This window comes from Microcoleus sp. A6-C6 (genome assembly GCF_036705955.1).
In the GTDB taxonomy this organism is placed as follows: Bacteria; Cyanobacteriota; Cyanobacteriia; order Cyanobacteriales; family Microcoleaceae; genus Microcoleus.
In genome coordinates, this window is record NZ_JAUBVR010000001.1 from 220972 (window position 1) to 246825 (window position 25854).

Consider the following 25854-nt stretch of genomic DNA (forward strand, 5'->3'; position numbering starts at 1 on the left):
AATGCAGTTGGGCGAAAATTATTGTAGCAATTTAGGTGTCAGGTGCGGCTGGCGTATCCTAGGTTGATAAGATGTGTCCGGTTCTTAACGAAACTTGACAATAGATTAAGAATTATTGCCATAAAACAAAGGTAAAATTGTGGGAATGGCGAGTAAAATCCCAGCCAGGAAAAGGGTTTGAGGATTTTTCCCATCTGTAAATCTTCAGAAAGTTATTATTTCTAAAGGATTCATCCGGTGAGAAAATCGGAAACAACCTTAAAATTTAGCAGTAATCGCCCGATCGGGCAAATCTCAACCAACACCAGGAAAAATACCTATGAAATTGGCTTATTGGATGTACGCAGGCCCAGCCCACATCGGCACTTTGCGCGTTGCGACTTCCTTCAAAAACGTCCACGCCATCATGCACGCACCGATTGGAGATGACTATTTTAACGTCATGCGCTCCATGCTAGAGAGGGAACGGGATTTCACGCCTGTAACTACCAGCGTCGTTGACAGACACGTACTGGCGCGGGGCTCGCAGGAACGGGTGGTGGACAATATCACCCGCAAAGACAGAGAAGAAAGCCCAGATTTAATCGTGTTGACTCCGACTTGCACCTCCAGCATTTTGCAAGAAGACTTGGAAAACTTCGTGGAGCGAGCTCAATTGGATGCCAAAGGCGACGTGTTGCTAGCCGATGTCAACCATTATCGGGTTAACGAACTCGAAGCTGCCGATCGCACTTTAGATCAAATCGTGCAATTTTACATTAACAAAGCTCGCAAAAAAGGCGATTTGGAAAGTAAAAGTGAAAAACCATCGGTGAATATTATCGGTATGTCTACGCTGGGTTTTCACAACCAGCACGACTGCACCGAGTTGAAGCGTTTGATGGCAGATTTGGGAATTGAAGTTAACGAAGTTATTCCCGAAGGTGCTTCGGTTCATAACTTAAAAAGACTGCCGCGCGCTTGGTTTAACTTGGTTCCTTATCGGGAATTGGGGATGATGACTGGGAAGTATTTGCAAAAAGAATTTGGCACTCCGATGGTGGATATTACGCCGATGGGTGTGGTAGAAACTGCGCGCTGTATTCGCAAGATTCAGGAAGTGTTGAATGCTCAAGGTGCGGATGTTAATTATGAAGAGTTTATTGACCAACAAACGCGGTTTGTGTCTCAGGCTGCTTGGTTCTCAAGGTCGATCGACTGCCAAAACTTAACGGGCAAAAAAGCGGTCGTATTTGGCGATAATACGCACGCTGCGGCGATGACGAAGATTTTGGCTCGCGAGATGGGAATCCACGTTGTATGGGCAGGAACCTACTGCAAACACGATGCTGATTGGTTCCGGGAAGAGGTAAAAGGGTATTGTGATGAAGTGCTGGTGACGGAGGATCACGGGGCGATCGGGGATGCGATCGCGAAAGCGGAACCTTCGGCGATTTTCGGCACGCAAATGGAACGCCACGTTGGTAAACGGTTGGACATTCCGTGCGGTGTAATTGCTGCGCCGATTCACGTTCAAAATTTCCCAATGGGCTACAAACCATTTTTGGGTTATGAAGGCACGAATCAGTGCGTAGATTTGGTCTACAATTCCTTTACTTTGGGCATGGAAGACCACTTGCTGGAAATCTTCGGAGGCCACGATACCAAGGAAGTGATTACCAAGGGAATCTCGGCTGATTCTGATATGGGTTGGACTAAGGATGGACAGGCTGAGTTGAATAAAATCCCTGGTTTTGTGCGGGGTAAGGTGAAGCGGAATACTGAGAAGTTTGCGCGCGAACGAGGTATTGAAAAGATTACCGTTGAGGTGCTGTACGCGGCCAAGGAATCTGTCGGGGCGTAGTTTGGATTGAGGTGAGGGCATCTCTTGTGGATGCCCGCATTTAGTCAGATTCATCTTCCGATATTGCTTGATATTCCAAAAGCTGTTCCCCTCGGATAATCCACAATTTACCCGCAACTTCTGCCGCTTCCAATCCGCGAATTAATATTTCTACTGCCGCTTGCAAATCTTGCGGTTTCGATTGAGAAGGCAGACGCAGTAACACAATCCCAGAATAATCAGAAGGATTGTAGCGGAGGCGATTGCCAAACCCCCTATCCAAAGTCACCAAACATCTATCTTCCCTCCGACATATATCAATTAATAATTCATCCGGTGTTGAACTCAAATTTTGTTCCCGTACAGTCGCAACATCATGGCCAGCCAAACGTAACATCGAAACAACGCGGATGCTGCCCAAATTTTCATCAAGTTTTAACTTCACTTTAAAACTACCTTTTTTTCAGCCAGAGGAATTTCGACATAATAATCTCTTGCCAACTCAGCCCCATAAGCAATACAAGCCAAAACGTCTTCTCGTTCAATTCCCGGATATTCCTCAAGCAATTCTTCTAAAGTCATGCCGCTAGCGAGAAAGTCAAGAATCAGAGAAACCCAGATGCGATGGCCGCGAATACAGGGTTTGCCAAAGCAGATATTCGAGTCGATTGAGATGCGAGAGAGTAAATTATTTTGAGTCATGTCTTTTCAATTATATATTTTCCATCTTCGCGCATATCGGAAATGATTGTATCCCAATTAATTACTTATTCAGTTTTTATTGATGATGCTTTGACGACTAAGACTCCACCAACATAATGAACCTCGCACTCTTCATCCATATTTGCTGGTTGGCTGTTGCCAGTTTCATCGAGCGGCGAAGCTATTTCCTGTTGTTTCCGCTGCCATAACAGGAAGTCAGCAAAGTTGAGGATTTCTTGCAGTTCAATTTCAGAGAAATTTTTCAGTTTTTCAACGAGTTTTTCTTTGAGAGGTATCACGGCTATTTTTTCCTTGCTTAAGACGACCGCTAGATTCAGTTTAACAGGAGGCAAGTGCATGAAGTGAAGCTATCCTGTAGGGAATCGCCCTCACACCTCATTCTGATTATTGTCTTTCTCAACTTCCTCAAAATTGACTTTCTTATAAATAGCCGATAGAGGAATTTCAACCTCGAAGGAATTAAACACTAATGCGGTATCTTCCTCATCATACTCGGAATACAACCATTTTTTATTCTCGGTTTTAGAATACTGCTCAACATTAATTTGTGTTTGGTCAATCAGAATGTATTCTCGAAAACTAGGAATAGTTTTGTATAATTTAAACTTGTCACCTCGATCGTAATTTTTAGTAGACTTTGATAAAACTTCCACAATCACTTGAGGATTAGTAATCATGTCTGTGCGATTGTTGTGGTACTCAGGTTTTCCCAAAATTACCATTACATCGGGATAAGTGTAAAGTCGCACTTTTGGAACCCACAGACGCACGTCACCGATGAAGACATCATACTCTTGTTCTGGAAGAGCCAAATTTAAAGCAATGTAAACGTTTCCTGCGAGCCGATTGTGATTGGTAGAGCCGCCTGTCATAGGAATAATTTCCCCGTCGAGATATTCACTTTTGTCCTCTGCTGTTTCTTCCAGTGCTAAATATTGCTCTTCTGTGAAGTAATGTTGGTCGGTTGTTGGCAAAGTGGTTGTCATTAAGCTATTCTCCCACCAGGATGTTGAACAAATACTTTTTTTGAGTGCGATCGGCGAAGCTATCCCGTAGGGAATCGCTCTTTTAAATAATAACCCACATTTCCAGCGATCGGTACACAGAGGCGATCGCCCGCGAGGACAATTGCTACAATAAAATTAGTCGATCGCTCTTTGGTAACAAAACGATGTCAACACCAACCGATACCCAAACAAAAATAGAGTTCACCCTCAGCCAAGCAGATAAAGAAATTCTCGAAAAAGCCGCCACTGCGAAGTGCTTGAGCCTCAACGAATATTTGCTAGACATAGCACTGAAAGCAGCCAAAGAAACTCCTCAAGTAGAGCAGATCGTGTTAAGCGAGCGCGACTGGGAAATCTTCGCATCTGCGATCGAAAACCCACCGGAGCCCAACGAAGCACTAAAAGCAGCCATTAAAGAGCATCAAGAAAAGTATGGAAAGTGGTAAACAATGGAATTAATTTTTTGCTCCATTGAGGATAACCGAATCAAGCGAGAAGCTTTCGACTGCGGTGTACCAGAGTTAAATGAGTACATTAAAAAATATGCCAAACAAAATGACAAAAGAGGCATCTCTAAAACCTTTGTGGCAATTCCTGAAGTTGGCACCCCAGATGTAGCAGGCTATTATTCTGTCAGTATGGCTGAAATTAAACGGGAGTCTCTACCCGAAAATTATCGGAGAGGATTGCCACGCTATCCAGTACCAGGGATGCGTCTTGGCAAACTTGCTGTAGATCGCTCCATGCAAGGGAGAGGAGTAGGAGGAGAACTACTGATGGAGTCTTTTCGCAAAGCAGTTCGATTCTCGTCAGAAGTGGGAATATTTGCGGTGACAGTCGATGCTAAAAATCAGCAAGCGAAACAGTTTTATTTAAAATATGGTTTCATACCGCTAGAGGATGATGAACTTTCACTTTTTATCCCGATCGCCACTATCATCAAAGTCCTTGAATAACCTACAATTACTTTATACAAATTATCTGTCATTTGCATAACCTCCGCCGGAAACGGCAATGCCGTTTCCCTACAAATTATATCCTCTAATTTATGTAGCAATACTTCTTAGAAATGGTATAATACCAATTTGAAAAAACCTAGACACAAAAAAATAGAGGTTTTTACCTGTAGGGACACGGCACTGCCGTATCCGGTAATTTATGCTCATGAGAGATAATTTATATACGATTAATAACCGTAGCAATAATTTGTCAAAATGGTATAACTTGGGAGCATTTCATTTTTGTAAAAAGCATTTTTTTATACGCTCGCGAGCTATACAAGACTCGCTAGCGGGGACAGCACTACGAAAGCAAAACTGAGATGCTCCGATCAACTTTCCCATACAACTTGGCAAATCCACCGCACAATTGCTCCAATCAAATCAGATTCACTGGGTGAAAAAGCTGTCAGCGAATCCGCGTTATTCTCGCTAACAATAGCAATATTGCCGTCAAACTTGCTTAAATCGTTGAGAAATGTCTCGCTAAATCCAGTCGCCTCTTCCCCCCGCGAGTTGTAGAATACTAAGATGAAAGATTTATCGCTATCCATCAGCAGCAAATCCCAATAAGTTTGTAAATCTGCCATTGTTTTCGTGGCATCGTCACATTTGGGACAGCCTTGTTTCAGCATTTGGGTGTAAATCTTGGCGGCGGGGTTGTCGGGGTTGATGAAGTTTTTGCTGTCGATGCACAGGAGTTGGATTTGATGGGATAATTCGGCTTGATTATCGATTTCTCTGGCAATGTCTTGGGGGAAAGTTTGCCAGTTGAGGGTTGATGTGGTTGAGGTGAAACCGACTGCGGTTGTATCGGGAACTTCGGGATGGGGTGTGGTGGGTGGATGGTGCCATGCGTCATAGAAGGTGGGGTAAGGGAGATTTTGGGCACAGTGCCAGATGACTTTGTAGGAATTTTCGTATCTGTCAAAGTCATTTTCGCAAGTCTCATCGGATAGAAAATTTTTTAAGGCAGTGACAACCCCTATCATTTGCTGAATTTCTGTCAAAATTTCCTTTAAACTATCTGCTGCTGTGCTCCGGATATATTTCTTCTCAGAGGTGAGAATTAATTGAGTTAAAGCGACGATCGCATCTGGGTTGCCTTTCCCTATTTTCCCTAAGCTATCTGCTGCGTGCCACCATATATATTCATACTCAGAGGTGCGGATTAACTCAGTTAAAGCGGCGATCGCATCTGGGTTGCCTTTCCCTATTTTCCCTAAGCTATCTGCTGCGTTCTGCCGCCTCTCTTCATCCTCAGAGGTGCGGATTAACTCAGTTAAAGCGGCGATCGCCTCTGGGTTACTTTTATCTGTTTTCCCTAAGCTCTCTGCTGCTTGCAACCGGATAGCTTCATTCTCAGAGGTGCGGATTAACTGAGTTAAAGTGGCAATTGCATCTGGATTGCCTTCGTCTATTTCCCCTAAACTATATGCTGCTTGCAACCGAATAGATTCATTCTCAGAGGTGCGGATTAACTCAGTTAAAGTGGCAATCGCATCTGGATTGCCTTCGTCTATTTTCCGTAAGCTATAGGCTGCCAGCAGCCGGATAGCTTCATTGTCAGAAGTGCGGATTAACTCAGTTAAAGTGGCGATCGCATCTGGGTTGCCTTTCCCTATTTTTCCTAAGCTATCTGCTGCCACCCACCGGATAGTTTCATTCTCAGAGGTGCAAATTAACTCAATTAAAGTGGCGATCGCATCTGGGTTGCCTTTCCCTATTTTTCCTAAGCTATCTGCTGCGTCCCACCAGATAGATTCATCATCAGAGGTGCGAATTAACTCAATTAAAGTGGCGATCGCATCTGGGTTGCCTTTGTCTATTTTACCTAATTTTTTTGCTGCCTGCTGCCGGATAGATTCATCATCAGAGGTACGGATTAACTCAGTTAAAATGGCGAGTACATCTGGGTTATTTTAGCCTATTTCTCCTACTATCTTTGTTGCCTCCCACTGGATATATTTTGCGCCAGATGTGCGGATTAACTCAGTTAAAACAGCGAGCGCATCTGGGTTACATTTGCCTATTTTCCCTAAGCTATTTGTTGCAGAGTAAGGAGGATTTTCCTTCTCAGATGTGCGAATTAACTCAATTAAAGTCGTAATTGCATCTGGGTTGCCTTCGTCTATTTCTCCTAATCTTTCTGCTGCCTGCCGCCGGATATATTTATTCTCAGATGTGCGGATTAAGTCAGTTAAAGCGCCGATCGCTCTTGTACGATCGCTCTCTGGTAATATTGCTTTTCCTCCTTCTTCAATTGGAGCTATAAATCCCCACCGCTCCTGTTTTTCAATGTTAAAATATCCGAATCCCCATTTGACAATTTGAGCAACGATCGCATCAGCCAAAGAACAATCCTTAAACTCATCAATTAAGACAGCAGCTAAAAAATAGGCTCGATAACTATAAAATTCATGTTCAATTCCATCCTTAAACTCCACCAACGCCTTAATAAAAGCTTCCTTCTGCTCCCTATCCACATCCTTTCGCCCCATCCACAGCAACATCACCTCTTTCCACTGCCGCTCAAAAATCCGATAAATCCCCTGCTGCGGATTCTCCGGCACATGATTCAAGAAAAAGTGCCAATCCTCAATCTCGCACGCTGCAAAATATTCCTGAAAAGAAGGATGATAGAAAGCATAAACAGATTTCAGCGGGTTTTGGGCATCAACTCCCACTCGATTCAGCCAACCTAAATCAATTGCTTTTTCAAATAACTCAGGATGCGGTTGCGCCAGATTTTGGCTCACAAACCAATCGGGCAATATCGATTTATATCCAGCTTCAATTGCTGTCAGTGCAAACCTTCCCAACGCAGCATTTAAGTCTATTCTCTGTGCTGCTGTTGTCGGGAAAGCTTGTTTCTTGAAATCATAAAGCGCTGTGACAAATACCTCATAAAGTTCGGCTTTAGTATCGGGTAATTCTTGCTGTCCGAATTCCCAAGTTAAACACAGCAGGAATAACCGCAGGGGATTGCGTGCTAAATCTTTGATTCGCTCTTTTCCCGGTTCGTCTAAGGCGGCGCGTAGAACCCCCCCCAGCCCCCCCTTAGTAAGGGGGGGAGTAGGAATTGAGGTAGTTTCCACCCTTGGTAAGGGATTAGGAATTGGGCCAGTTTCCCCCCTTTCCAAGGGGGGATTAAGGGGGGTAAACCATTGATCGATAAACAATTTCACTTGATCGCAATTATCGCCGTCTCCATAGCTGAAGTCGAGCATTTTATAAGTATCAAAATCAGACAGGGCATTCCCCGTAGCCTCCCAAATATTCAGGCGACAACTGATTACTATTCGTACTTTATCAAATACCCGTTCTCTCAACTGTGGCGATAGAGTTCCCAGGGAATCGGCTATTCCCATTTCATCCGCGCCGTCCAACAGCAACCAGATTTTTCCTTCACTCAGTAATTCATTAAATTCTTTCACCCATTCCGCAGGTGCAGCATCCAATTTTCCCGCCGCTATTCGCAGCCAATCTTCGATTAAATATTTGCACAAAGGTTTTTTCACCTCTGCTAAGGATATCCATACGGGCAAATATTCAGTTTCCGCCAATATGCGATCGCAAATTTTCAACAATTGAGTAGTTTTTCCCGCACCCGGTTCGCCGATGACTGCAAGGCGTTTCCCCTTGCTTTTAGGGCTATCGCTGTTTGTGAGGACTTTTTCGCAAAATTCGTCGTAACTGAGGGGAATCAATTTTTCGGCTTCCTGATAAGCTTGGGAACCTGTTTGAGGGGAGAAATCATCGCGGCGCTGGGGTTTTTGCTGGCGTTCGATTAATCCCAAGGGGACGTGAATCTCGTTGAGGTCGATTTTTCGCGCTAAGTCGTTAGCAAAAAAAGTGTTGGCCGCTTGTCGCTTGGCTTGGGCTGCGGCGCGGCAGGTTTCGCGCCAGTCGATTTGGGTTGCTGGCGGTGAGGGCGGGCTCCATTCGTGGCGATCGACAATTTCCCTAATCTCTAAATTTAAAGCTTCGGCGATCCAAGTAATAAAGTCTCTCTTAATTCGTGTTTTACCAAGAAACCGCTTAACCGTGTCAATACTCACCCCTGACTTTTTTGCCAAATCCTCTTGAGTCCAACCTTTCTTATCCGGTTTTTCAGGCTTGGGCAATTCTGCCATTCTTTCGCGAACTTTCTCCAATCCTTCTGGAGTAAGCCCTATGGTGCTGGAATTCGGAGTTTTGCTCATCGGTGGTAAGTGGAGAGATGGCGACTATTCATAGTTTAGTGAATAGCTAGGGAAAAATCCTAGTGCAGATTAGTGCAGTTCAATCTGCACTGTTTTGCTCTGGATTCTGCCCCTGGTATGCGGTTATTTGTAGATTATGACATTTAGGAATACCGCCATGAAGTTCAAAGATATTGTAAAAACTCACAAATTTACCTGCGTTGCTGGACAATTGACCGAGTTTGGCCTCGTCAATTTAATCTCGTGGTTAGATCCAGTTTCAGGATTTTGGATTGGTATTGTTTGCTTAATTTGGCACATTTTTCAGGATATTAGGGAAGAAGAGAAAGACAGCGATAGTCACTCCAAATAGGTTTGTAGTAAGTAGGGACACGGCATTGCCGTATCCTAATCCCCGCGCCGGACACGGCATTGCCGTGTCCCTACTCGTATAATCTAAAAGTTTTATGTTTAATTAAGTCGATATAAAAAGCCCGATCGCACAAAACAAAAAAACCTCCCCAACAAGGAGAAGGGAGGGCGAAAAAGAGAGTTAGAAATTAAAATTTTGGAGAATTAACAATAGGGAGTTACATCCACGCCGCAGTCGTCAGCCAAATAACACAAAGCCCGAAAGCGAATCCCAACCACTTGCTCGTAAAGCGGATTTAACTTACACAACGGCGGAATGGAAAATAAAGTGCGATCGCCAAACTTGACTTCCCGCTCAAACGGACACTGCGACGGAATATATTTACACAACAACCGAGCCAATTTTTGACTCTTAATTTCTGTGTTCTCGATCCACTCTTTCAGCGGATTTAATAAATCAAAGCGCGGCTTTTTACTGTAAGGCTGAGAAATTGTAGCGACAGTAACAGTCGTTTCTTGTTTGCCATGCCATACCCAAATTGGCAGAATTCTCTGGGGTAATTTTTGCTCAAATACGTTCATATTGCTCTTCTCCTCTTTTAGAACGAGGTGCCAAGAACTCTTTGTAGAGCTTGTACTGGATTTTGTCTACAATAAGTACCTACAGCAGCTCGTTTTGTTTTACCGGATGAAAGTTCTTGAATTAATGACTTGATGCGAGAAAAGTAGTTCCTGATTTTTTTTTAGAGACAGTGTGCGATCGCCAAAGTGTCCTCATTGCCAGATCGAGAATTTATCGATCGGGTAAAAATTCTGTCTTCTACGTTTTAGCTTCAACCTTAGGTTGACTCTCCTTTTGTAGTTCAATTACAATTGTGACGCATCGAGGTGAATTATCCTATACGTGAAAATGCGGAATTTCAAATGAAAGTTATAATAGTTTCAAATAAGCTCGGCTGCAAAAAAGCCTGAAACCCAGCGCTAAGTGTCGCTTCGCACGCGCGGCGTAGCTATCCCGTAGGGAATCGCCCAGAAACTCCTACAATTAGAAATAATCGGTATTACCGCCCTCACAACCCATGAGCAACCCAGAAACCAAATCTATCACCCGTGAATTGCAAAGCCACGCAGCCATTCTCGGCGGCTTCGTCTCCCTCCTGTGGGCGATCGAGATTCTCGACGTATTCGTGTTTAGAGGCGCGCTGAATTCCTACGGAGTCCGCCCCCGCAACATCCAAGGACTTGAAGGCATCCTCTTCATGCCTTTTTTGCACGGCAGTTTTGCTCACTTAGCAGCCAATACCCTTCCTTTTCTGACATTTGGTTGGTTAATCATGCTGCGAGAAACTAGCGACTTTTTTATCGTAAGTGCCGTTACTGTACTCATCAGCGGATTGGGAGTTTGGCTGACAGGCGCGCCCAATTCCGTGCACATTGGTGCCAGCGGATTAATCTTTGGTTACTTCGGATTTTTGCTACTGCGGGGCTATTTTGAACGCAGCTTTACGTCTATTATGATATCTTTAATTGTCGGTTTCTTCTACGGCAGTTTAATTTGGGGAGTTTTGCCCTCGCAGCCTGGAGTTTCCTGGCAAGCACATTTCTTTGGCTTTGCAGGCGGGATATTAGCAGCTCAAATGTTGGGGCGAAAAAAACGGGAAGTATAGCAGAAGGCAGAAGACAGTTCGGCAACGGATTCTGTAACGGATGTAACGGATGTAACGGATTTCAGTCCGATGGAAGTCGGAAGGAGCAAGAAGGAAGAAGGAGGAGCAAGAAGGAGGAGAAGAAGGCCGGGCGGTTGAAATTACGCTATTTTCTTCAGTCCGCGGAGGCGGACTTCGTTTTTGTAGACGCGGTTTCAACCGCCGTCTTATCTAATAATTCAACTTGCGCGGGCAAGTAAACTGTAAAAACCGAACCGCCACCTAATTGGCTTTGAACTTGCATATCGCCGCTCATCATCAAGCAAAAATGACGGCTAATAGTCAATCCCAAACCCGTGCCGCCGTACTTGCGCGTAGTTGAAGCGTCGCCCTGCATAAAAGCTTGAAATAAATGCTGCATTTGTTCTGCCGGAATCCCAATGCCCGTATCAGCTACCCGGAAAATTATCAAGTCGGAAGTTTCTGCTATTTCTTGAGTTATTAAGCTGTCATATTTAACCCTTTCAATGGACAGGGTAATAGTGCCACCTTCCGTAAATTTCGCTGCATTGCTGAGCAGGTTAAGCAATATTTGACGAGTTTTGGTAATGTCAGCATACATCATTCCCAAATCGCCAACATAATTAACTTCAAACTTATTAGAGTTTTTCTCGACGAGGGATTCGATAGTAGAAACTACATCCTCAATTAAATTAACTGGGTTGAAAGTTTCTAAATAAAGTTCCATCCGCCCTGCTTCAATCTTAGAAATATCTAAAATATCGCTAATTAAAGATAGCAAGTGTTTGCCGGCAGTTTGAATTTTGTGCAAGTCGGGGATAAAATCTTCGTGGCCTAAATCCTCGGCGTCTTCTTTGAGCATCTCGCTGTAACCGATAATTGCGTTGAGGGGAGTACGCAATTCGTGGCTCATATTGGCTAAAAAAGCGCTTTTGGCTTGGCTTGCAGCTTGAGCGGTTTGAGCGACTTTTTGGAATTCTTCTGCTAGTTTGCGTTGGGTAATGTCTTCAGCAATGCCGACGATGCGGTAAATTTCTCCGGTTTCGTTGCGGACTGGAAAAGCCCGATCGCGCACCCAGCAAACTGAACCGTCAGATCGCACTACCCGATACTCCTCATCATAATCGCCCTGCGCGTGTTTTTCAAAAGCAGCCTTGAGGCGATCGACATCCTCCGGGTGAATAGCATCCCAAAAAGCCTCCGGTTCTGACAGCAAACTCTGATAGCTCAAATGCCATATTTTCTGGCAAGCTGGACTCACATAAATTATTTGCTGTTGATTTGGTTCTCTAATCCAAAACACCTCATGAATATTTTCTGCCAACTGGCGAAACCGCTCCTCACTAGCCCGCAACTGCTCCATCGCAGTGTGAAACTCGGTTACGTCCTGAATCAGCGATGCCACCCCGATGATCGTGCCGTCAGCATCAACCAAAGTAGTATTGTACCACTCGCAAAGAATAATTTGCCCGTCCTTTCTGATATTCTCGTTAATGCTACTAACTCCTCCTTGATTAGTGAGCAAAGTTATAGATAGTTGCCTGACATACTCCTTCGCACTGTCAGGAACTATTAGATCGACTCCGTGGCATCCCATTGCTTCCAAGCGGTTGTATCCAAAAATTCTTTCGGCTGATAAATTCCAGTCGGCTACTTCAAAATTGAGATTCCATTCGATCGCCCCCAAAGGAGTTTGATAAAGATGGAGAGCGAGTTTTTGCTGAGATTGTTTCAGAGAGCCAATTAATTTAGTTTTATCAGCGATCGCAGCTTCCACCCGCTCTTCGAGAGTAGTAAACGACTCTTCCAATTGACCGGCCATCGTATTAAAAGAGCGGGCCAGGACACCCACCTCATCCTCCCGCTCTAGAGACACCATCAACCGAGAATCTACCACCATCGAGTCCCATTCTCCCCGCGACAAAGCCTCCGCAGCCTTGCTCAGACGCTGAATCGGCATCACAATCCATCTCGAAGTCAGAATCCCTAGAGCCGTCGCCACCACCAAAGCACCGAAACAAAGCAAAATTGTGTAACGAGTGTTAGCGTTAATCGCTTCCATAAAATCGGCTTCGGGAACCGCCACCACAATCAACCAGTCGAGGCCTCTGCTGTCTGAGAAGGGCGTCACTTGTAGAAATTGCCGTTCCCCGTCGATCGCAAAATCTAGCTGGCGAGAGCTGTCAATCTTGCTCAAATCCCCAAAGCTTTCTTTCAAATACCGGGCAGTCGATCGAATCAAAACATTGTTGCTTTGAGTTGCAGCAATTCGTTTCGGAACGCCGTTGCTAACAATAAACGGCGGTTCTGGAGTAGAATTTGCCACCAATTCTCCCGACCTTTCCACAATAAAAGTCTGCCCTGATTTACCAATCTTGAAACCTTCCAAAAATTGATTTATCTTGGAAAGTGTCAAGTCAGAACCCAGGATTCCAATCAATTTGTTATCCTTGTCGTAAACTGGTTGAGCGGCAGTAATTGCTAGTTTTGGGGTATCAAAATAAGTATATATTTTAGTCCATGTCGGCTTGCCTGCCCTCGCCGGAGCTATGTACCAAGGTCGAGTGCGGGGGTCGTAATTAGGAGTAGTTTTTAATAGCTTAGTTGATTTACCGAACTCTGACGGTGCGTAGCTGTGAAAGTTATAGCCAGTAGATTTATTAGAAATCCGAACTTGCAAATTGCCATCGTCGAGGTGTTCAACTCCAGTAAAAGTTTTTTGTTCGGAGCCGAATTGAATGTAGCTCACTTTATCAAACGTTTGGAGTTGTTTGGAGAAGTAGTTACGCAAGCTCACTTCATCCTGCACGTTCAAAATGCCGAGACGGATGGCATCGAGATTGATTTGATTGATTTGGTGTGGCGTTTCGATGAAACTATGAATGTGTTGCTGGATGCGCGATGTGACTTCGGCCCGCAGTTGCGTGGCAACATCGTTGACAGCTATGCGCCCGTTGCGCAGCGACAGCCACCCCGTCAGCCCCACCGCAGCAAAAGTCTGGATGGCAAAAGGCACGACAAGGACGATGCGAATTGGCACTTTACTCGATATTTTGAAAATCCGGTCTGTCAGAGATCTGATTGGCATGATCGAGCAGAAATATTACGAATCCACAACATTTAAGTAAAGTACAACCTGATGAGCGCAGATTTTGAACGTTGAGATTGCTTGAGCAGGCAAAGTGCTGTTAAGAAATCGGAATCTGTCGCTGGTAACTGAATTTTTAACGGCTGCCACCGCTATCTTAACGCGATCGGGAGCTTTGGGAGGGCGATCGAGCTTTTGGAGCTATTTTTCCATTAGCGTTGTCAATTCCACACAGCTTGTGGAGTTGAAACTACATATAATAAACATAGTAGGATGCAGCTAACGGAGGCATGGATGATGAACGCAGTTATGGCTAATTTTGGTACTGTTCTCGGACTGAGCTCAATTTTTATCAGTTTCACCCCGGCGGTTCTCGCCCAACAAAGAGTGCAATCAGGGCCGCAAAATTCGGAAACGACTTTATCTGGGGATTCCCTGAGAACTGTGGAGGACAGAACCGTGGACTCGGACTACCAAAACTTGATTGGTGAATCACAAACGGGGGCTAATTCTGCTAGGAGGGAGCGCAGCTTGGCGGATACATTTCGCATGAAAGTTGGCCCGGAATTGGAATTTATCACTACTCCTTCCGACTCCCAGCGTCTAGGAAATCCCTTACCTCTCAAACCCAACGACAGCGGCACAGGAGGGGGAGTTCAGCTTCAGCTAGGACTCTAACAATTTTAAATGAATTGATGTCAAGCGATCGATCGCCCGATCCTATTTTTGAGGCTGGGATCTCTTGTGACTGCGATCGCCTTTTTTTATCAGTTTTATCACAAATTGCGTGCGCTTTCCATCACACCACATCGCCCATTATCAACAGAAAATTAGGACTATTAAACTTCAGATTCAGTCAAATCGGATACATATATTTACAAGATCGCATAAAACAGGCGGTGAAGGTGATGGGAAAGGCTCAACTGATCGATTATTTGCGGGGGGAGTTGGCGATCTCGAATTCTGCGATCGCTGTTGCTCTGAGACACGGCGAAGAAGATGCCAGCCAACTGCCGATGGTTCTGTGGCAGTATGGGTTAGTCACGCTGGAACAGTTAGACTTGATCTTTGATTGGCTGCAAACTCAGCCGGCTTAGCAATTTAAAATGCAAAGTTCACAAACAGGGATATCGAATTGCCGATTTTTGAGAAATAAAGCTTGCACAAACGGGCGTAGAAAAGTATGGGGTTGAGTGTTGAGGTTGAGGGTCTGTTTTATGGCTCCAGACGCCATAAAACAAACCCCAGCAACTTTTCGGTTGCCGGGGCTTGTCTGATTAAATTTGGTGGCGGGAAGTGGATTTGAACCACTGACCTTCGGGTTATGAGCCCGACGAGCTACCAGACTGCTCTATCCCGCGTCGCTTAATCTATATTTCTAGTCGTTTCCGAAAATCAAACTCTGTAATCGTTGAGATTACAGAGTTTGTTTCAAGTTGGTGGCGGGAAGTGGATTTGAACCACTGACCTTCGGGTTATGAGCCCGACGAGCTACCAGGCTGCTCTATCCCGCGTCGCTTTGTCTACTCTCTAATATAAACACATCTTTCGGAAAATTGCAACCCCTAAATCAAAAAAACTTTTGAGATTGTGGGAGGGGTTGCTGAAATCGGCTCAGAGTATCGATCGAAGAGGAAGAGAGGGAGAGGGGGAGAGAGGGGGAGGGGGAGAGGATTGTTGGTCGGTTATCTAGATATACAATTTGAATGCAGAACAACTTAAAGCATCGAAACTTCCCCCACTACCTCCAAGCGCTTAAATTCGCTGAGAGTCAGGTAAGTGTCAGAAAGAGTTTCGGCGATCGTCGGAGTAATCCAGCCCAACTGCTTGAGCAAATGAATCGCCACAGCAAATTGAGCGCGCTTGCCACCATCCGTTATCTTAATCGCCAAACCCATGCCTTCGCCAACCCGGCCAATGCACTGCACCCCTTCGGCGCCGGACTTGCTCACCAATTCGCCTTGAGTCAAGCGCATCAGTTCCGTGTCAAATTTGCCCTCACCGGCAACCATCATCGGGTGGTGAGTCATAGCCCGCACAATCCGCTCCATATCCACATTGTCGCCGGAGGCCAACTTAGCGTACAAAGACGCCATTTGTCCCAACTGCAATAGATAGGTAGGAGCGCCGCAGTCGTCGCGAGCGCTGATAAACTCTTCGGCAGGCATTGACAGCAAGTCAGCCACCTTGCCCAAAATAAGCTGCTGGACGGGATGTTTACGGCGCAAATAAGTTTCCATCGGCCAGTGCATTTGCTGACAGACAGCCAGCATTCCGGCGTGTTTGCCGGAACAGTTGTATTGCAGGGGGCTTTTTTTGCCTTCAGGAATGGGGCATTGAAGTTTAGATGGGTCTATGTCGCAGCGCCACAGGACGTTAAACACCTGCCGCGATTGCTCGATCGTACCTTGATGAGAACTGCAAATAATCGCTAAATCTCGATCGGTCAATTCGTAGCGTTCCAAAGTGCCGCTCGCCGTCACAGCCAAAGCTTGAAAAGGCTTGAGAGAAGAACGGATAAATGTCGCCGTTTCCGAGTTACCGGCAACGGACAGAACGCGCCCGCGCTTGTCGCAGACAGCGGCTTGGGCGCGGTGCCTAGATTCCACAATACCTTCGCGCAGCAGTGTGACTTCCAGTTCGGGAGCTTGGGTTCGTTTTCCCCTTGTCATATCAATTTTAGATTTTAGATTTTAGATTTTAGACTGGGGATCGTGAAAGTTTTGAGTTGCCAGTTGTAATTTGTGAGTTGCGGGTTGCTTCGTTAATGTTTTGGCGATCGTTTTTCACTCAAAACTCAAAACTCAAAACTCCCCTGTTCCGTTCCCGATTACAAACAATTCCAAATTAGTCCCCCGGCAACCAGCAATACAGTCAAACCATAAAATGTCTGCCGCAAACGCCTAAGAATTGGTTCTAGTTCGTAGTTGACTATCAATTGGTCTTGAGCTAAAACTTCGGGAGTTTTCGGCCAAGCTTGACAATCGTACCAGCCAGACTCTTCGTAGACGACTGTGGGATTGTCCAGGCGCGATCGCACGTAGAACCAACCCAAGTAAAGTCGCAGCAAAGCTAATCCTAGAATAAAACCGGCACCAGCAGCACCGCACAGCAAAAACTGAACTGGATACTTGCCTGGAGCAAAGCTGGCTGCTGCGAGTGGCCCGGATATCAAGCAACTCCAACCGCATACCCAAGCCAGTTTTGCCAGATATGCGGGCCAATCGAGAGTTACCCAGCTAAAAAACCAGGATTCTGTAAGTTCTTGGTATTCATTAACTGGGCGCTGTTCTTGGGGAACAGGACAAATAGAAACAGAAGCGTTTTTCACATTAGCGTTCCTCTGCGACTGAAAAATCAAGGCGATCGGCGTGTCCCCAGAACGCTTCTAAATTGTAGAATTCGCGCTCTTGAGGTTTAAAGATGTGGATAATCGCGTCGCCGTAGTCCATGACGACCCAACTGGCGTCTGATAGCCCTTGTGTACGCAGCGGCAACCGTCCCCATTCTTCTTCTATTTGGTCGGCGATGGCTTGGGAGATGGCTCGTACTTGGACGTTGGAAAATCCGGTGACGATCGCAAAGTAGTCTGCCAGATAGCATACTTCTGACACTTGGAGCAATACAATATCAACTGCTTTGCGGTCATCGGCAGCTTGGGCAGCCGTGAGGATCAAACCGCGCGCTTCGTCGGTTGGGGACATGGCGTCGGTTACTGTAGACTGAGTTCTGGAATATTCGAGTTGGGTTAGATCTGACATTAAGTGTTTAAGTTCCTAATTGAGACAGTAAAGGGGAATCGGTTGTTGGCGGTTTGAGACTGGAAATAGGAGTTAGGTGGAAGCCAGAAGTAAGTACAGGATTGCTGGTAAATTTTACTTTTAACTGGTGATTTGTTCGATCGACTTCCCTGTCGAATTTCCTGTTTCCTTCGATTCGCGAGCCATTTGCAGCGCCCAATTGCGTGTAAGTACGGTGCGCGGGTGAATGTAGCAGCGACTTTCTAGCAAATATCTCAGAGAATAATCGCTAGTTTGCCACACGGCTGCATAAAGATTTTGCATACTTGCTTCGCGCAGTGCTGCTAGTTCGGCTGTGTTGCCGCGGCTCGGCTCTATAGTATCTGCTATAAATACGGTACAACTGAGCTGGCTCATGTTTGGTCGGCCGAGGGTGTGATTGGCGATTGCGTCCAAAATTTCTCGATCGACCACCCCGAATTCGTCTCTAGCGACGATCGCGCTGGCGTCTGCGTGCAGCAGGTGCGGGTGTGCTTCCAACACTGAGTCTAACTCTAAACCTTCCTTCTGAGCCATTTGCAGGAGTAGTTGGGGTTTAAAGTATTTTGCCAAATCGTGCAGCAAACCGGCCGATCGAGCTTTTGCTTCGTCGAGGCCGTAATGGCGAGCCAAGTCACCTGCTGTTTGTTCGACTCCGAGGATGTGTGTGATGCGGGCGGCAGGAACGCGGTGTGAGAGCCAAGCTAGGACGTTTTCGCGCGTAGGTGCAAGTGTCAAATATTAACTCCCAAATTGTAGGATCTACTATTTTAGCGTTTTGTTTTAATAGAGTGCGGTGTCGGGTAGTAGCGGTGTTGGGATATCTGGGATGATTGGGGTGAAGTGGGCGAAGGGGGCGAAGGGGGCGATCGGCTTTACCTGAACAATCCAAATATCTGTTAAAGTAAGTGGCTGTAACGACAAATTGTAGTTACAATATCTAGTGACAATCAAGGTATGGAATTTGAGTGGGATGAGACGAAACGTCTTACCAACCTTAGCAAACATGGAATTGACTTTATCGACGTTCCATTAGTTTTTGATGGAGAAATCGTAACAGTTGAGGATGAACGATTCAGTTATGGAGAGCAAAGGTTTGTGACTTTTGGTTTGTTGCAAGGGCGAGTAGTCGCTATCGTCCATACAGAACGAGAGGAATGTACCCGCATTATTTCTGCTAGAAAAGCAACTAAATATGAACAACGAATTTACTTCGAGCAAATCTCAAACTGACTGGCAACGCCTAGATGCCATGACTGATGAAGATATTGATTTCTCTGATTGCCCTGAAATTACGCCTGAAATGTTTGCTAAAGCCGTAGTTGGGCGAGGCTTGCCCAACCCTAAGACTAAAGCTCAAGTTACCTTACGCATTGACAGTGATGTTTTGGAGTGGTTTAAATCTCAAGGTCGTGGTTATCAAACCCAGATCAACACCTTACTGAGAGAATACATGAAAGCCCATCAATAATGGACTTGATATTATTTCTAATTATTTCATTTGTTTTACTTTTAGTTAGTGCCATAAAAGGTTATTTTGTACTTTATCCGTTGCTAGCTTCTATGGCAATTTTTATTGCCATTTTGTTGAGAAGGGGATTTCATATAAACAGCTTAATCAAAATGGCTGTGGCTGGAAGTCAAAAATCTTTTTCAGTAATCGGTATTTTACTGTTAATCGGGGCAGTCATGGCCGTCTGGATGGCTGCGGGGACGGTTCCGGTTCTCGTATATTGGGGAATTAAATTAATTAGCCCTCAGTATTTTATATTTTGGGCGTTTATCTTAACTAGCATGGTTTCTGTGCTGCTGGGAACTTCCTTTGGCACTGTGAGTACGATCGGCATTGCTTTAACGATCGCAGCCAAAGGCAGCGGTGTCAATCCCAATATAATTGCCGGGGCAATTGTTGCCGGAGCTTATTTTGGCGATCGGTGTTCTCCGATGTCTTCTAGCGCTAATTTGATTGCCGCCATTACCCGCACAGACATTTATACGAACCTCAAAAATATGGCGGTAACAGCTTTTTATCCGCTGATTGTTTCCAGCATCTTGTATTTAATTTTATCCTTAGCAAATCCCGTAGAAGTTGCTGGCAATAACCTGGCTTTTGAACTTGGCAAAGCTTTCAATCTCAACTCGATCGCTTTGCTGCCAGCCTTGACAATTTTAATTCTTTGTGTTTTGCGAGTGGAAGTCAAAATTGCTATGGCTGTTAGTCTAATGGCCGGAAGCGCGATCGCCATTTTCCTCCAAGGTTATTCGCCGCTGGACATTATGCAATTCGCGATCGCCGGATTTAAGTTAGAACCAACTTCTAGTTTAAAAGATATTGTGGCGGGAGGAGGGATTTTGTCGATGGCCAAAGTTTCAATAATTGTGATTGTATCAACAGCATTTGCCGGCCTTTTTGCGGGAACTAAAACGCTAGAATTTATTGAATTGTATCTAAACAAAGCTCGAACGAGAGGCGATTTATTTTGTGGAACGACAATCATAGGAATGTTAGCGGCTGCATTTGGCTGCACCCAAACAATCGCCATCCTTCTGACTCATCAGTTAGTTGAGGAAAAATACCGAAAAGAGGGATTAGATAATTATCAACTTGCTGTAGATTTGGAAAACACCGCTGTTGTGATTTCTCCATTAATTCCTTGGAATATCGCCGGATTAGTGCCTGCAACCATCTTGAGTGTCAATTCAGATTTTATTCCTTATGCCTTTTATTTATATCTAATTCCCATCTTTAACTTAATTCAAATGAAACTGACAAAATTACCTCAAAAAAATCAACCCAAATAAATGAACAATAAAATGTCAATGGGTTATTCTTTGGCAGTAGTGGCGACGGTTATTTGGGCTGGCAACTTCATCGTTGCTAGAGCTTTAAATCAGGATATTTTGCCAGTGGGTTTAGCTTTTTGGCGATGGACGATTGCTGTGGCAACTTTGGCTCCATTTACTGTGCGGGCGGCAGTTGCTGACTGGAAATTGATTAAAAAATATCTCCCTTACTTGACTGTATCGGCGCTTTCCGGCGTGACTACTTTTAATACTCTAATCTACGTTGCTGGCCACACAACTTTAGCCGTGAATATGGCGTTAATTGCGACTTCTTCCCCAGTTTTTATTGTACTTATGTCTCGTATTTTTTACGGAGAAACTATCTCGTTAAGGCGCGCAGTCGGTATTGCGATCGCAGTCAGCGGTGTTGTACTGTTAATCGCGGGAGGTTCGTTAGAGAGGCTGCTGAGTATTTCGTTTGCGATCGGCGATTTGTATATGTTGTTAGCATCTATCATCTTTGCTGGCTACACTATGCTGGTGAAGCGCAAGCCGCCCAACCTGCGGATGACAACTTTCACTTTATCCACTTTTAGCTTGGGGCTGTTGTTTTTATCGCCCTTCTATGCGCTGGAATGTTGGATTTATCACCCTGTGGTGTTCAATCCTTCGATCGCCCTGGCGTTACTTTATGTCGGGGTTCTGTCATCGGTGGTGGCGTTTATGGCGTGGAATCAGGCGATCGCCCTCATTGGCCCGAACCGCACAGCCTTAATCTATTACCTGATTCCAGTGTTTAGCGGTATTGCTGCGTGGCTGTTTCTCGGTGAAGCGATTTCGTTGGTGCATATTTTTAGTACATTGGCGATCGTCTGTGGCATTATTATTACTAACCGCACTGACTCATAAAATATTGGCGATCGGAAATGGGCGGAATTTAAAAATTTCCGTCAAGATTCCCCTCACAACTCCGGTTCAATTCCAGCCGATCGCAATTGAGCCCGCAACTGCTCTAATTCTTGTTCAGCGCGATCGGCCCTTTCAGCCCCCGCCAACAGCAAATTCCCTTCACTATCCCACCAGCGCAACCAAGGTAACTCCATATTTTGATACCTTCCCTGCCAAATTCCCAATTCAACACCCAACGGTTCAATCGGATAATGGCCGCGTTCATTTGCAGCAACCAATCGGTAGCTATTTTCCATCAGAGCATAAACTTCAACACTCGCCTTACTCACTTCATAAATAGCATAAAATCCCGCATGAATCACATTTTCATAAATCCATAATTTACCAGGCTTAGTTTCCTGTTTACCAGTTCGCAATAAAGGCGTTCTATCCCGTTCTTCGGCACCATTTCCCGATACAAACTCTAACACAATCAACGGTGATACAAATTCTTGCCACATCACATAAGAACGGCGCGATTCACCATCAAGCGTTGGCGGCACATTCGGCACATAAAACCAGTCCGGTGCTTCCGCGCCCCGTTCTAACGGCTCAGTTAATCGCCAATAAATGCCGCTATCTTGACCGATACAGTAGTTCGCATCGGGATGAATTCTTTCGAGAATGGGAGTAATGGAATCCGTTAACAGAATGCTTTGGGGATGTTCTTGAAAATTTTTCACAAAAGTACCGTCGGATTCTGGTAGCTGAGTGTGATCTGGCCAGCCTGTAGGATTGTTTTCTATATCAAGGGTAAATTTCATAGTATTATTTTAATCCCAAAGATTGTTTGAAACCAGCCTTATTTCTTTGAGTGCTGTTCCCGGCTGGGTTGTAGAAGTAAGGGTTCTCGCGACAGCACTACAAAAGCCAAACAGATGTTCACTAACTCAATTATCTGATTACTTTGGCAAAGGTGCCAAGACTTTCTCAGCATGACTCGCCGCCACCGTCGCAAATAAAGCCTCATAATGATTCAAAGCTTCCTCAAATCCGTAATTCTCAACAGCATACTTTCTACCTTGCTCGCCCAACGCATTCACCCGATCGCGATTTAAGAACAAATCCTCAACAGCATCAGCCAAAGCCTGCGGATCTTCCGGCGCTATTACAACCCCGCCACCGCTTTGCTGGACTGCTTTGTGGGCTGTACCAGTTTCAGGAACCGACGCCAAAATTGCCCGGCCGCTGGCGAGAAGTAATTGAATTTTTGAAGGCATATTGAAGTTAGTAACGCGGCGCTTTTGTACAACTAAACTAACATCCGCAGCAGCTAACAATTCGGGCAATTTTTCTCGCGGTTCAAAGGGCAGTAACATTACATTGGTAGCTTTGTAAGTTTCGCAATCTTTTTGCAAGCGCGCGAGTGCTGTTGATTCTCCCACAATTACAAAAGCGATTTCGGGTATGTGTTTCAAACGAGCCGCTGCTTGGACAACTGTTTGTAAGCCTTGAGTAAGGGCAATATTTCCAGCATAAAGAACGACAAATTTGCCCTTGAGTTTGTGAGTTTCTCGAAAGGAGTTATTTTCTTTGGGTAAGGGGCGAATGAAATTAACATCGACCCAATTCGGAACGCAAACTATTTTTTCCGGGGGTACTCCCTGAGAGTGCAATTTTTTGATAAAACCGCTGTCGATGACGCTGACTTGGCTGGCTGTGCTGTAGGCGAATTTTTCTAGGGCGTCAGCAATCTTAATTAGTAGTCCGTTTTTTTTCACCAAGCCGACGCGCACGGCTGCTTCTGAAACTATATCTTGAACGTTGAGGACGATCGGGATATCGCGACTCCAGCCGTAAAAGGCGACTGGGACGCAAATCGGTAAAGGTGGCATTGTCGAGAAAATCACGTCGGGGCGCCAGCCTCTGAAGGCTTGGACGGCGCTGGAGACGACAAAACTACCGTCTAGCAGGAGCCGGTCTAGCAGGCTGGGGTGAGGGCCGTTGACGCGCAGGTAGCTGCGCTGAATTGTGACGCCGTTCTGTTCTTCGGTGAGGTAGAATTTGCCCCGATATTGCGGATAAATCCGGCGCTGGGGATAGTTGGGCATTCCTGTGACGACTCGGACTTGGTGGCCGCGCTTGACTAGGCCTTGCGCTAGTTCTGTCATTAGGGGGGCAATGCCGATCGGCTCTGGATAGTAGTTATAGGAATAAATTAGAATACGCATAATATTTAGTTTGAAGCAAATTGTCCTGCCACCGCTAACTCCAGCCTACACCCGTTGAATTGCAGAGGATGTAATTGGGTTCCCGGTAGCATAACAGGGGGCGGCGCTCAGACCCCTTGCCGGAGCGACAGAAGCTGCCCTGGAGCGGGCAGATCTGGCGCTATCACGTAAGGTTTTTGCGCATTACCAGGCAGTTGCGATCGTCGGTACGGATATAGCAAAGCTTGTCTGTGAGCTTGTACATAAACACCAGTCCCCTTTCTCCTTCTCTGTCCAACGGATCGCGCTGCTCTTGGATGATCGAGTCCAGTTTTGCTTTCAGGTTGAAGGGTTGACCCCTGTCCCAAATCCTAATTTCTAAGTCATCGGCAAACACTTTTACCTCAAGGTCGATCGGCGTCTCGGACGGCAAGTTCTGGTGAGCATGGCGGACAGCATTTGTAAACCCTTCGTTAACAATCAGGCTGCACTGCCACCACAAGTCGTGTGGTATCAGCGGCAGAACAATATTCTCCAACCATTCCGAAACTTGTGTCAGAGCCTTTAGGTCTGTTTTAACCTGAAGGTGGAACTCGGCAATTGGTTGCTCGTCTTTCATTTTTCTTCTCCCTGGTCGCCCCCCACCACCGCTGTACTCAGCGCAGGTTGGAGAGGAAAAGGAGGGCAAGGTCTTGGCAACATATTAGTTAAGTCAAGCTTGAATTGAAGAAGCCCGTTTTGCCTCAAGGTGAGCATTCCTTTCGCACCATTTACTCGCACAGAAAATGAGAGACTTCCGATACTGTAACCTGCCTCGGTAGGGCGTTTGAATAGGAAAAATTCCCTACCGAGGCAGCTTGCGATGAGTGATTTGAGCTTCGACCGTGTTAGCAGTCGATACTTTTGTCAACACACCTGAGTTCTTGTCATCCTCGAAAACCCTGCTGGCGTGATTCGAGTACGATCTCGAACTCGCAAATTGCTAATTAATACTCCGATCGCAGAGCTGGCAACTAGCTGCACATTTTCTGTGTGAATTTTAACACTTAATGCTAACGTAAGTATCGCGAACGATCGCCTGCTTAATTTACGTATCAAGTTCGAGTTCCGGCTGTCCAGAAAGCAACAGCACCTAAAATTTCAGCGGTGGGTTGTTGACCGCTCTTACATAGCGCCACTATTTTTGTTAAACAGCACAGTTATGGTTTTAACAATTAGTTTCAGGTCATACATCAGACTCCACTCTTGTTGGTATTTTAAATCTAAACGGATGACATCTTCAAAATCGCGCACTTTAGAGCGACCGTTGACTTGCCATTCACCCGTCATCCCAGGTTTGACATCCAAACGCTGCCACTGAGGTACTTCATAGCGGTCAACTTCGTCTGGAGTCGGGGGTCTGGTGCCGACTAGACTCATTTCGCCTTTGAGTACGTTCCAAAATTGTGGTAGTTCATCAAGACTGGTTTTTCTCAAGATGCGCCCGACTTTGGTAATCCGGGGGTCATTGTCATTTTTGAAAAATGCGCCGGAGGCTTGGTTTTTGATTTGGGATTTCATAGCTTCGGCGTTGGTACACATCGAGCGAAACTTCCAAATCTGAAATCTTCTGCCCATCCAACCACAGCGGGTTTGCGCAAAAAATATCGGGCCCGGATCGTTAATTGTGATAGCTGCGACTATCGGTATGAACAATATTCCTGTAATTATCAAACCAACGATTGCCCCAACGATGTCGATGAGTCGTTTTACCCACGATTGCACCGAGGGGTGCGTCATCGGTAGGTGATTGTCAGAGGAGTTGGTCTCTGTGGGAGTTGAGGTTGCAGAAGGTTGCTCGATCGTCAGCACTTGATCTAGGCTGGTGAGAGCAAATACTGCCATCACTTGTGGCTTGAGGCTCCGAAGCACCAAGTCACTACCGCGCTGTTTGGCAAATTTCAGATTGCTGACTAAAGCACCGATCCCGCTACTGTCAATAAATGTCGTCTGACTGAAGTCTATGACTATTTTGCTGGGAACGGTGCTTCCAAAGAAAAGTTGCTGGCAGGTTGTCTTGAAGTTTACGGCTTCAAGTACGCTCAAGCGCACGGGTATGTGAACGGAGGGAATCTCGTCCAAGTACGTAACCCGAAAATCTGCCTCTGGGGTTTGGCTGACCATGAAGTCCTAGTTTCAAATTTCAAGCTGATGTCTTTAGCCTATTCTGTCCTAGCAAATCCACTATTATTGTTATTAGAAGGCTAGCTTTATGTAAACTTTACAATAATACCCGAAAATTCTGTTGCCAAGGCTAACTACCGTAGTCAACAGTCAACTGTTAACAGAAAAG

Annotated in this window: 27 protein-coding genes and 2 tRNA genes; 10 read left to right on the forward strand and 19 right to left on the reverse strand. The window is 45.5% G+C overall.

Annotated elements, in window-relative coordinates; all coding sequences use genetic code 11:
* Nucleotides 1–319 precede the first annotated feature (319 nt).
* A complete protein-coding gene (gene bchB, locus QUB52_RS00960; protein ID WP_332972107.1) occupies nucleotides 320–1843 on the forward strand; it encodes a ferredoxin:protochlorophyllide reductase (ATP-dependent) subunit B in 1524 nt (507 codons plus the stop codon).
* 40 nt (nucleotides 1844–1883) lie between these two features.
* Here bchB and QUB52_RS00965 read toward each other — a convergent pair whose 3' ends face one another.
* From QUB52_RS00965 to QUB52_RS00980, 4 genes are all read right to left on the reverse strand, one after another.
* Nucleotides 1884–2267, reverse strand: a complete 384-nt coding sequence (locus QUB52_RS00965) for a DUF5615 family PIN-like protein (protein ID WP_190733172.1) — start codon at nucleotides 2265–2267, stop codon at nucleotides 1884–1886.
* Nucleotides 2264–2524 carry a DUF433 domain-containing protein gene (locus tag QUB52_RS00970; RefSeq protein ID WP_332972106.1) on the reverse strand — a complete coding sequence of 87 codons (261 nt, stop codon included), beginning with the start codon at nucleotides 2522–2524 and terminating at the stop codon, nucleotides 2264–2266. Before QUB52_RS00970 ends, QUB52_RS00965 begins: the two co-directional genes overlap by 4 nt.
* Nucleotides 2525–2589: 65 nt before the next feature.
* Nucleotides 2590–2823 carry a hypothetical protein gene (locus tag QUB52_RS00975; protein WP_265235211.1) on the reverse strand — a complete coding sequence of 78 codons (234 nt, stop codon included), beginning with the start codon at nucleotides 2821–2823 and terminating at the stop codon, nucleotides 2590–2592.
* A 90-nt stretch (nucleotides 2824–2913) separates the two neighbouring features.
* Complete coding sequence (locus QUB52_RS00980; protein WP_265235210.1) at nucleotides 2914–3531, reverse strand: Uma2 family endonuclease; 618 nt, start codon at nucleotides 3529–3531, stop codon at nucleotides 2914–2916.
* Nucleotides 3532–3716: 185 nt separating this feature from the next.
* On the opposite strand from QUB52_RS00980, the gene QUB52_RS00985 reads away from it, so the two are divergent.
* Nucleotides 3717–3998: a type II toxin-antitoxin system TacA family antitoxin gene (locus QUB52_RS00985; RefSeq protein ID WP_332969332.1), complete on the forward strand. Its 282-nt coding sequence runs from the start codon at nucleotides 3717–3719 to the stop codon at nucleotides 3996–3998.
* Nucleotides 3999–4001: 3 nt separating this feature from the next.
* Entirely contained in the window at nucleotides 4002–4508 is a 507-nt protein-coding gene (locus QUB52_RS00990) for a GNAT family N-acetyltransferase (RefSeq protein WP_332972105.1), read from the forward strand.
* Between the two features lie 374 nt (nucleotides 4509–4882).
* Here the strand turns inward: QUB52_RS00990 and QUB52_RS00995 are convergent, their stop codons facing one another.
* The 3 genes from QUB52_RS00995 to QUB52_RS01005 form a co-directional block, all read right to left on the reverse strand.
* Entirely contained in the window at nucleotides 4883–6451 is a 1569-nt protein-coding gene (locus QUB52_RS00995) for a HEAT repeat domain-containing protein (RefSeq protein WP_332976095.1), read from the reverse strand.
* Nucleotides 6452–6472: 21 nt separating this feature from the next.
* Nucleotides 6473–8755, reverse strand: a complete 2283-nt coding sequence (locus tag QUB52_RS01000; protein ID WP_332972104.1) for a HEAT repeat domain-containing protein — start codon at nucleotides 8753–8755, stop codon at nucleotides 6473–6475.
* Nucleotides 8756–9310: 555 nt separating this feature from the next.
* On the reverse strand, nucleotides 9311–9688 hold the full coding sequence (locus QUB52_RS01005) for a Mo-dependent nitrogenase C-terminal domain-containing protein (RefSeq protein WP_332972103.1): 378 nt from the start codon (nucleotides 9686–9688) through the stop codon (nucleotides 9311–9313).
* Nucleotides 9689–10185: 497 nt separating this feature from the next.
* Here QUB52_RS01005 and QUB52_RS01010 point away from each other — a divergent pair, with 497 nt between their 5' ends.
* The gene (locus QUB52_RS01010) at nucleotides 10186–10773 is read left to right on the forward strand and encodes a rhomboid family intramembrane serine protease (protein WP_332972102.1); all 588 of its coding nucleotides are present in this window, start codon (nucleotides 10186–10188) and stop codon (nucleotides 10771–10773) included.
* Between the two features lie 154 nt (nucleotides 10774–10927).
* On the opposite strand, the gene QUB52_RS01015 is transcribed toward QUB52_RS01010, so the two are convergent.
* Complete coding sequence (locus QUB52_RS01015) at nucleotides 10928–13861, reverse strand: PAS domain S-box protein (RefSeq protein WP_332972101.1); 2934 nt, start codon at nucleotides 13859–13861, stop codon at nucleotides 10928–10930.
* 294 nt (nucleotides 13862–14155) lie between these two features.
* Here QUB52_RS01015 and QUB52_RS01020 point away from each other — a divergent pair, with 294 nt between their 5' ends.
* Nucleotides 14156–14539, forward strand: coding sequence for a hypothetical protein (locus QUB52_RS01020; protein ID WP_265235202.1), 384 nt, complete (start codon nucleotides 14156–14158; stop codon nucleotides 14537–14539).
* Nucleotides 14540–14769: 230 nt separating this feature from the next.
* Entirely contained in the window at nucleotides 14770–14958 is a 189-nt protein-coding gene (locus QUB52_RS01025) for a DUF2949 domain-containing protein (RefSeq protein ID WP_265235201.1), read from the forward strand.
* Between the two features lie 187 nt (nucleotides 14959–15145).
* On the opposite strand, the gene QUB52_RS01030 is transcribed toward QUB52_RS01025, so the two are convergent.
* The 7 genes from QUB52_RS01030 to QUB52_RS01060 all read right to left on the reverse strand — a co-directional run bounded on the left by QUB52_RS01030 (nucleotide 15146) and on the right by QUB52_RS01060 (nucleotide 18594).
* Nucleotides 15146–15222: transfer RNA gene (locus QUB52_RS01030), tRNA-Met, on the reverse strand.
* Between the two features lie 76 nt (nucleotides 15223–15298).
* Nucleotides 15299–15375, reverse strand: a tRNA-Met gene (locus tag QUB52_RS01035).
* Between the two features lie 204 nt (nucleotides 15376–15579).
* Nucleotides 15580–16533 carry an asparaginase gene (locus QUB52_RS01040; protein WP_265239643.1) on the reverse strand — a complete coding sequence of 318 codons (954 nt, stop codon included), beginning with the start codon at nucleotides 16531–16533 and terminating at the stop codon, nucleotides 15580–15582.
* A gap of 158 nt (nucleotides 16534–16691) precedes the next feature.
* Nucleotides 16692–17192, reverse strand: coding sequence for a CGLD27 family protein (locus tag QUB52_RS01045; protein WP_265239644.1), 501 nt, complete (start codon nucleotides 17190–17192; stop codon nucleotides 16692–16694).
* A 1-nt stretch (nucleotide 17193) separates the two neighbouring features.
* Nucleotides 17194–17622, reverse strand: coding sequence for a ribosome silencing factor (gene rsfS / locus QUB52_RS01050; RefSeq protein WP_265239645.1), 429 nt, complete (start codon nucleotides 17620–17622; stop codon nucleotides 17194–17196).
* A gap of 120 nt (nucleotides 17623–17742) precedes the next feature.
* The gene (yqeK, locus tag QUB52_RS01055) at nucleotides 17743–18378 is read right to left on the reverse strand and encodes a bis(5'-nucleosyl)-tetraphosphatase (symmetrical) YqeK (protein ID WP_332972100.1); all 636 of its coding nucleotides are present in this window, start codon (nucleotides 18376–18378) and stop codon (nucleotides 17743–17745) included.
* 45 nt (nucleotides 18379–18423) lie between these two features.
* The gene (locus tag QUB52_RS01060) at nucleotides 18424–18594 is read right to left on the reverse strand and encodes a hypothetical protein (RefSeq protein WP_265239647.1); all 171 of its coding nucleotides are present in this window, start codon (nucleotides 18592–18594) and stop codon (nucleotides 18424–18426) included.
* A gap of 3 nt (nucleotides 18595–18597) precedes the next feature.
* On the opposite strand from QUB52_RS01060, the gene QUB52_RS01065 reads away from it, so the two are divergent.
* From QUB52_RS01065 to QUB52_RS01080, 4 genes are all read left to right on the forward strand, one after another.
* The gene (locus QUB52_RS01065) at nucleotides 18598–18873 is read left to right on the forward strand and encodes a BrnT family toxin (RefSeq protein ID WP_265239648.1); all 276 of its coding nucleotides are present in this window, start codon (nucleotides 18598–18600) and stop codon (nucleotides 18871–18873) included.
* Nucleotides 18836–19111: a BrnA antitoxin family protein gene (locus tag QUB52_RS01070; protein ID WP_194009377.1), complete on the forward strand. Its 276-nt coding sequence runs from the start codon at nucleotides 18836–18838 to the stop codon at nucleotides 19109–19111. The genes QUB52_RS01065 and QUB52_RS01070 overlap by 38 nt, the downstream gene beginning before the upstream one ends.
* A gap of 92 nt (nucleotides 19112–19203) precedes the next feature.
* Nucleotides 19204–20442 (forward strand): Na+/H+ antiporter NhaC family protein, encoded by a 1239-nt coding sequence (locus QUB52_RS01075; protein WP_332969318.1) that lies wholly within the window; start codon nucleotides 19204–19206, stop codon nucleotides 20440–20442.
* The gene (locus QUB52_RS01080) at nucleotides 20443–21333 is read left to right on the forward strand and encodes a DMT family transporter (RefSeq protein WP_332972099.1); all 891 of its coding nucleotides are present in this window, start codon (nucleotides 20443–20445) and stop codon (nucleotides 21331–21333) included. It begins immediately after the preceding gene.
* Nucleotides 21334–21386: 53 nt separating this feature from the next.
* On the opposite strand, the gene QUB52_RS01085 is transcribed toward QUB52_RS01080, so the two are convergent.
* The 4 genes from QUB52_RS01085 to QUB52_RS01100 form a co-directional block, all read right to left on the reverse strand.
* On the reverse strand, nucleotides 21387–22136 hold the full coding sequence (locus QUB52_RS01085; RefSeq protein ID WP_332972098.1) for a Uma2 family endonuclease: 750 nt from the start codon (nucleotides 22134–22136) through the stop codon (nucleotides 21387–21389).
* A 138-nt stretch (nucleotides 22137–22274) separates the two neighbouring features.
* Nucleotides 22275–23543 (reverse strand): WcaI family glycosyltransferase, encoded by a 1269-nt coding sequence (locus QUB52_RS01090; protein WP_332972097.1) that lies wholly within the window; start codon nucleotides 23541–23543, stop codon nucleotides 22275–22277.
* A gap of 163 nt (nucleotides 23544–23706) precedes the next feature.
* On the reverse strand, nucleotides 23707–24141 hold the full coding sequence (locus QUB52_RS01095; protein ID WP_265239653.1) for an ATP-binding protein: 435 nt from the start codon (nucleotides 24139–24141) through the stop codon (nucleotides 23707–23709).
* 545 nt (nucleotides 24142–24686) lie between these two features.
* Nucleotides 24687–25685, reverse strand: a complete 999-nt coding sequence (locus QUB52_RS01100) for a sugar transferase (RefSeq protein WP_265239654.1) — start codon at nucleotides 25683–25685, stop codon at nucleotides 24687–24689.
* Between the last annotated feature and the right edge of the window lie 169 nt (nucleotides 25686–25854).

Excerpts from the sequence above, each read along its gene's own strand:
- QUB52_RS01065 (WP_265239648.1), top strand. The coding sequence starts at position 18,598 with ATGGAATTTGAGTGGGATGAGACGAAACGTCTTACCAACCTTAGCAAA.
- QUB52_RS01070 (WP_194009377.1), top strand. The coding sequence starts at position 18,836 with ATGAACAACGAATTTACTTCGAGCAAATCTCAAACTGACTGGCAACGC.
- QUB52_RS00980 (WP_265235210.1), bottom strand. The coding sequence starts at position 3,531 with ATGACAACCACTTTGCCAACAACCGACCAACATTACTTCACAGAAGAG.
- QUB52_RS01100 (WP_265239654.1), bottom strand. The coding sequence starts at position 25,685 with ATGGTCAGCCAAACCCCAGAGGCAGATTTTCGGGTTACGTACTTGGAC.
- QUB52_RS01085 (WP_332972098.1), bottom strand. The coding sequence starts at position 22,136 with ATGAAATTTACCCTTGATATAGAAAACAATCCTACAGGCTGGCCAGAT.
- QUB52_RS01020 (WP_265235202.1), top strand. The coding sequence starts at position 14,156 with ATGATGAACGCAGTTATGGCTAATTTTGGTACTGTTCTCGGACTGAGC.
- QUB52_RS01095 (WP_265239653.1), bottom strand. The coding sequence starts at position 24,141 with ATGAAAGACGAGCAACCAATTGCCGAGTTCCACCTTCAGGTTAAAACA.
- QUB52_RS01010 (WP_332972102.1), top strand. The coding sequence starts at position 10,186 with ATGAGCAACCCAGAAACCAAATCTATCACCCGTGAATTGCAAAGCCAC.
- QUB52_RS00990 (WP_332972105.1), top strand. The coding sequence starts at position 4,002 with ATGGAATTAATTTTTTGCTCCATTGAGGATAACCGAATCAAGCGAGAA.
- QUB52_RS00970 (WP_332972106.1), bottom strand. The coding sequence starts at position 2,524 with ATGACTCAAAATAATTTACTCTCTCGCATCTCAATCGACTCGAATATC.
- rsfS (WP_265239645.1), bottom strand. The coding sequence starts at position 17,622 with ATGTCAGATCTAACCCAACTCGAATATTCCAGAACTCAGTCTACAGTA.
- QUB52_RS01075 (WP_332969318.1), top strand. The coding sequence starts at position 19,204 with ATGGCAATTTTTATTGCCATTTTGTTGAGAAGGGGATTTCATATAAAC.
- QUB52_RS01080 (WP_332972099.1), top strand. The coding sequence starts at position 20,443 with ATGAACAATAAAATGTCAATGGGTTATTCTTTGGCAGTAGTGGCGACG.
- bchB (WP_332972107.1), top strand. The coding sequence starts at position 320 with ATGAAATTGGCTTATTGGATGTACGCAGGCCCAGCCCACATCGGCACT.
- QUB52_RS01025 (WP_265235201.1), top strand. The coding sequence starts at position 14,770 with ATGGGAAAGGCTCAACTGATCGATTATTTGCGGGGGGAGTTGGCGATC.
- QUB52_RS00985 (WP_332969332.1), top strand. The coding sequence starts at position 3,717 with ATGTCAACACCAACCGATACCCAAACAAAAATAGAGTTCACCCTCAGC.
- QUB52_RS01090 (WP_332972097.1), bottom strand. The coding sequence starts at position 23,543 with ATGCGTATTCTAATTTATTCCTATAACTACTATCCAGAGCCGATCGGC.
- QUB52_RS01000 (WP_332972104.1), bottom strand. The coding sequence starts at position 8,755 with ATGAGCAAAACTCCGAATTCCAGCACCATAGGGCTTACTCCAGAAGGA.
- QUB52_RS01015 (WP_332972101.1), bottom strand. The coding sequence starts at position 13,861 with ATGCCAATCAGATCTCTGACAGACCGGATTTTCAAAATATCGAGTAAA.
- QUB52_RS01005 (WP_332972103.1), bottom strand. The coding sequence starts at position 9,688 with ATGAACGTATTTGAGCAAAAATTACCCCAGAGAATTCTGCCAATTTGG.
- QUB52_RS01040 (WP_265239643.1), bottom strand. The coding sequence starts at position 16,533 with ATGACAAGGGGAAAACGAACCCAAGCTCCCGAACTGGAAGTCACACTG.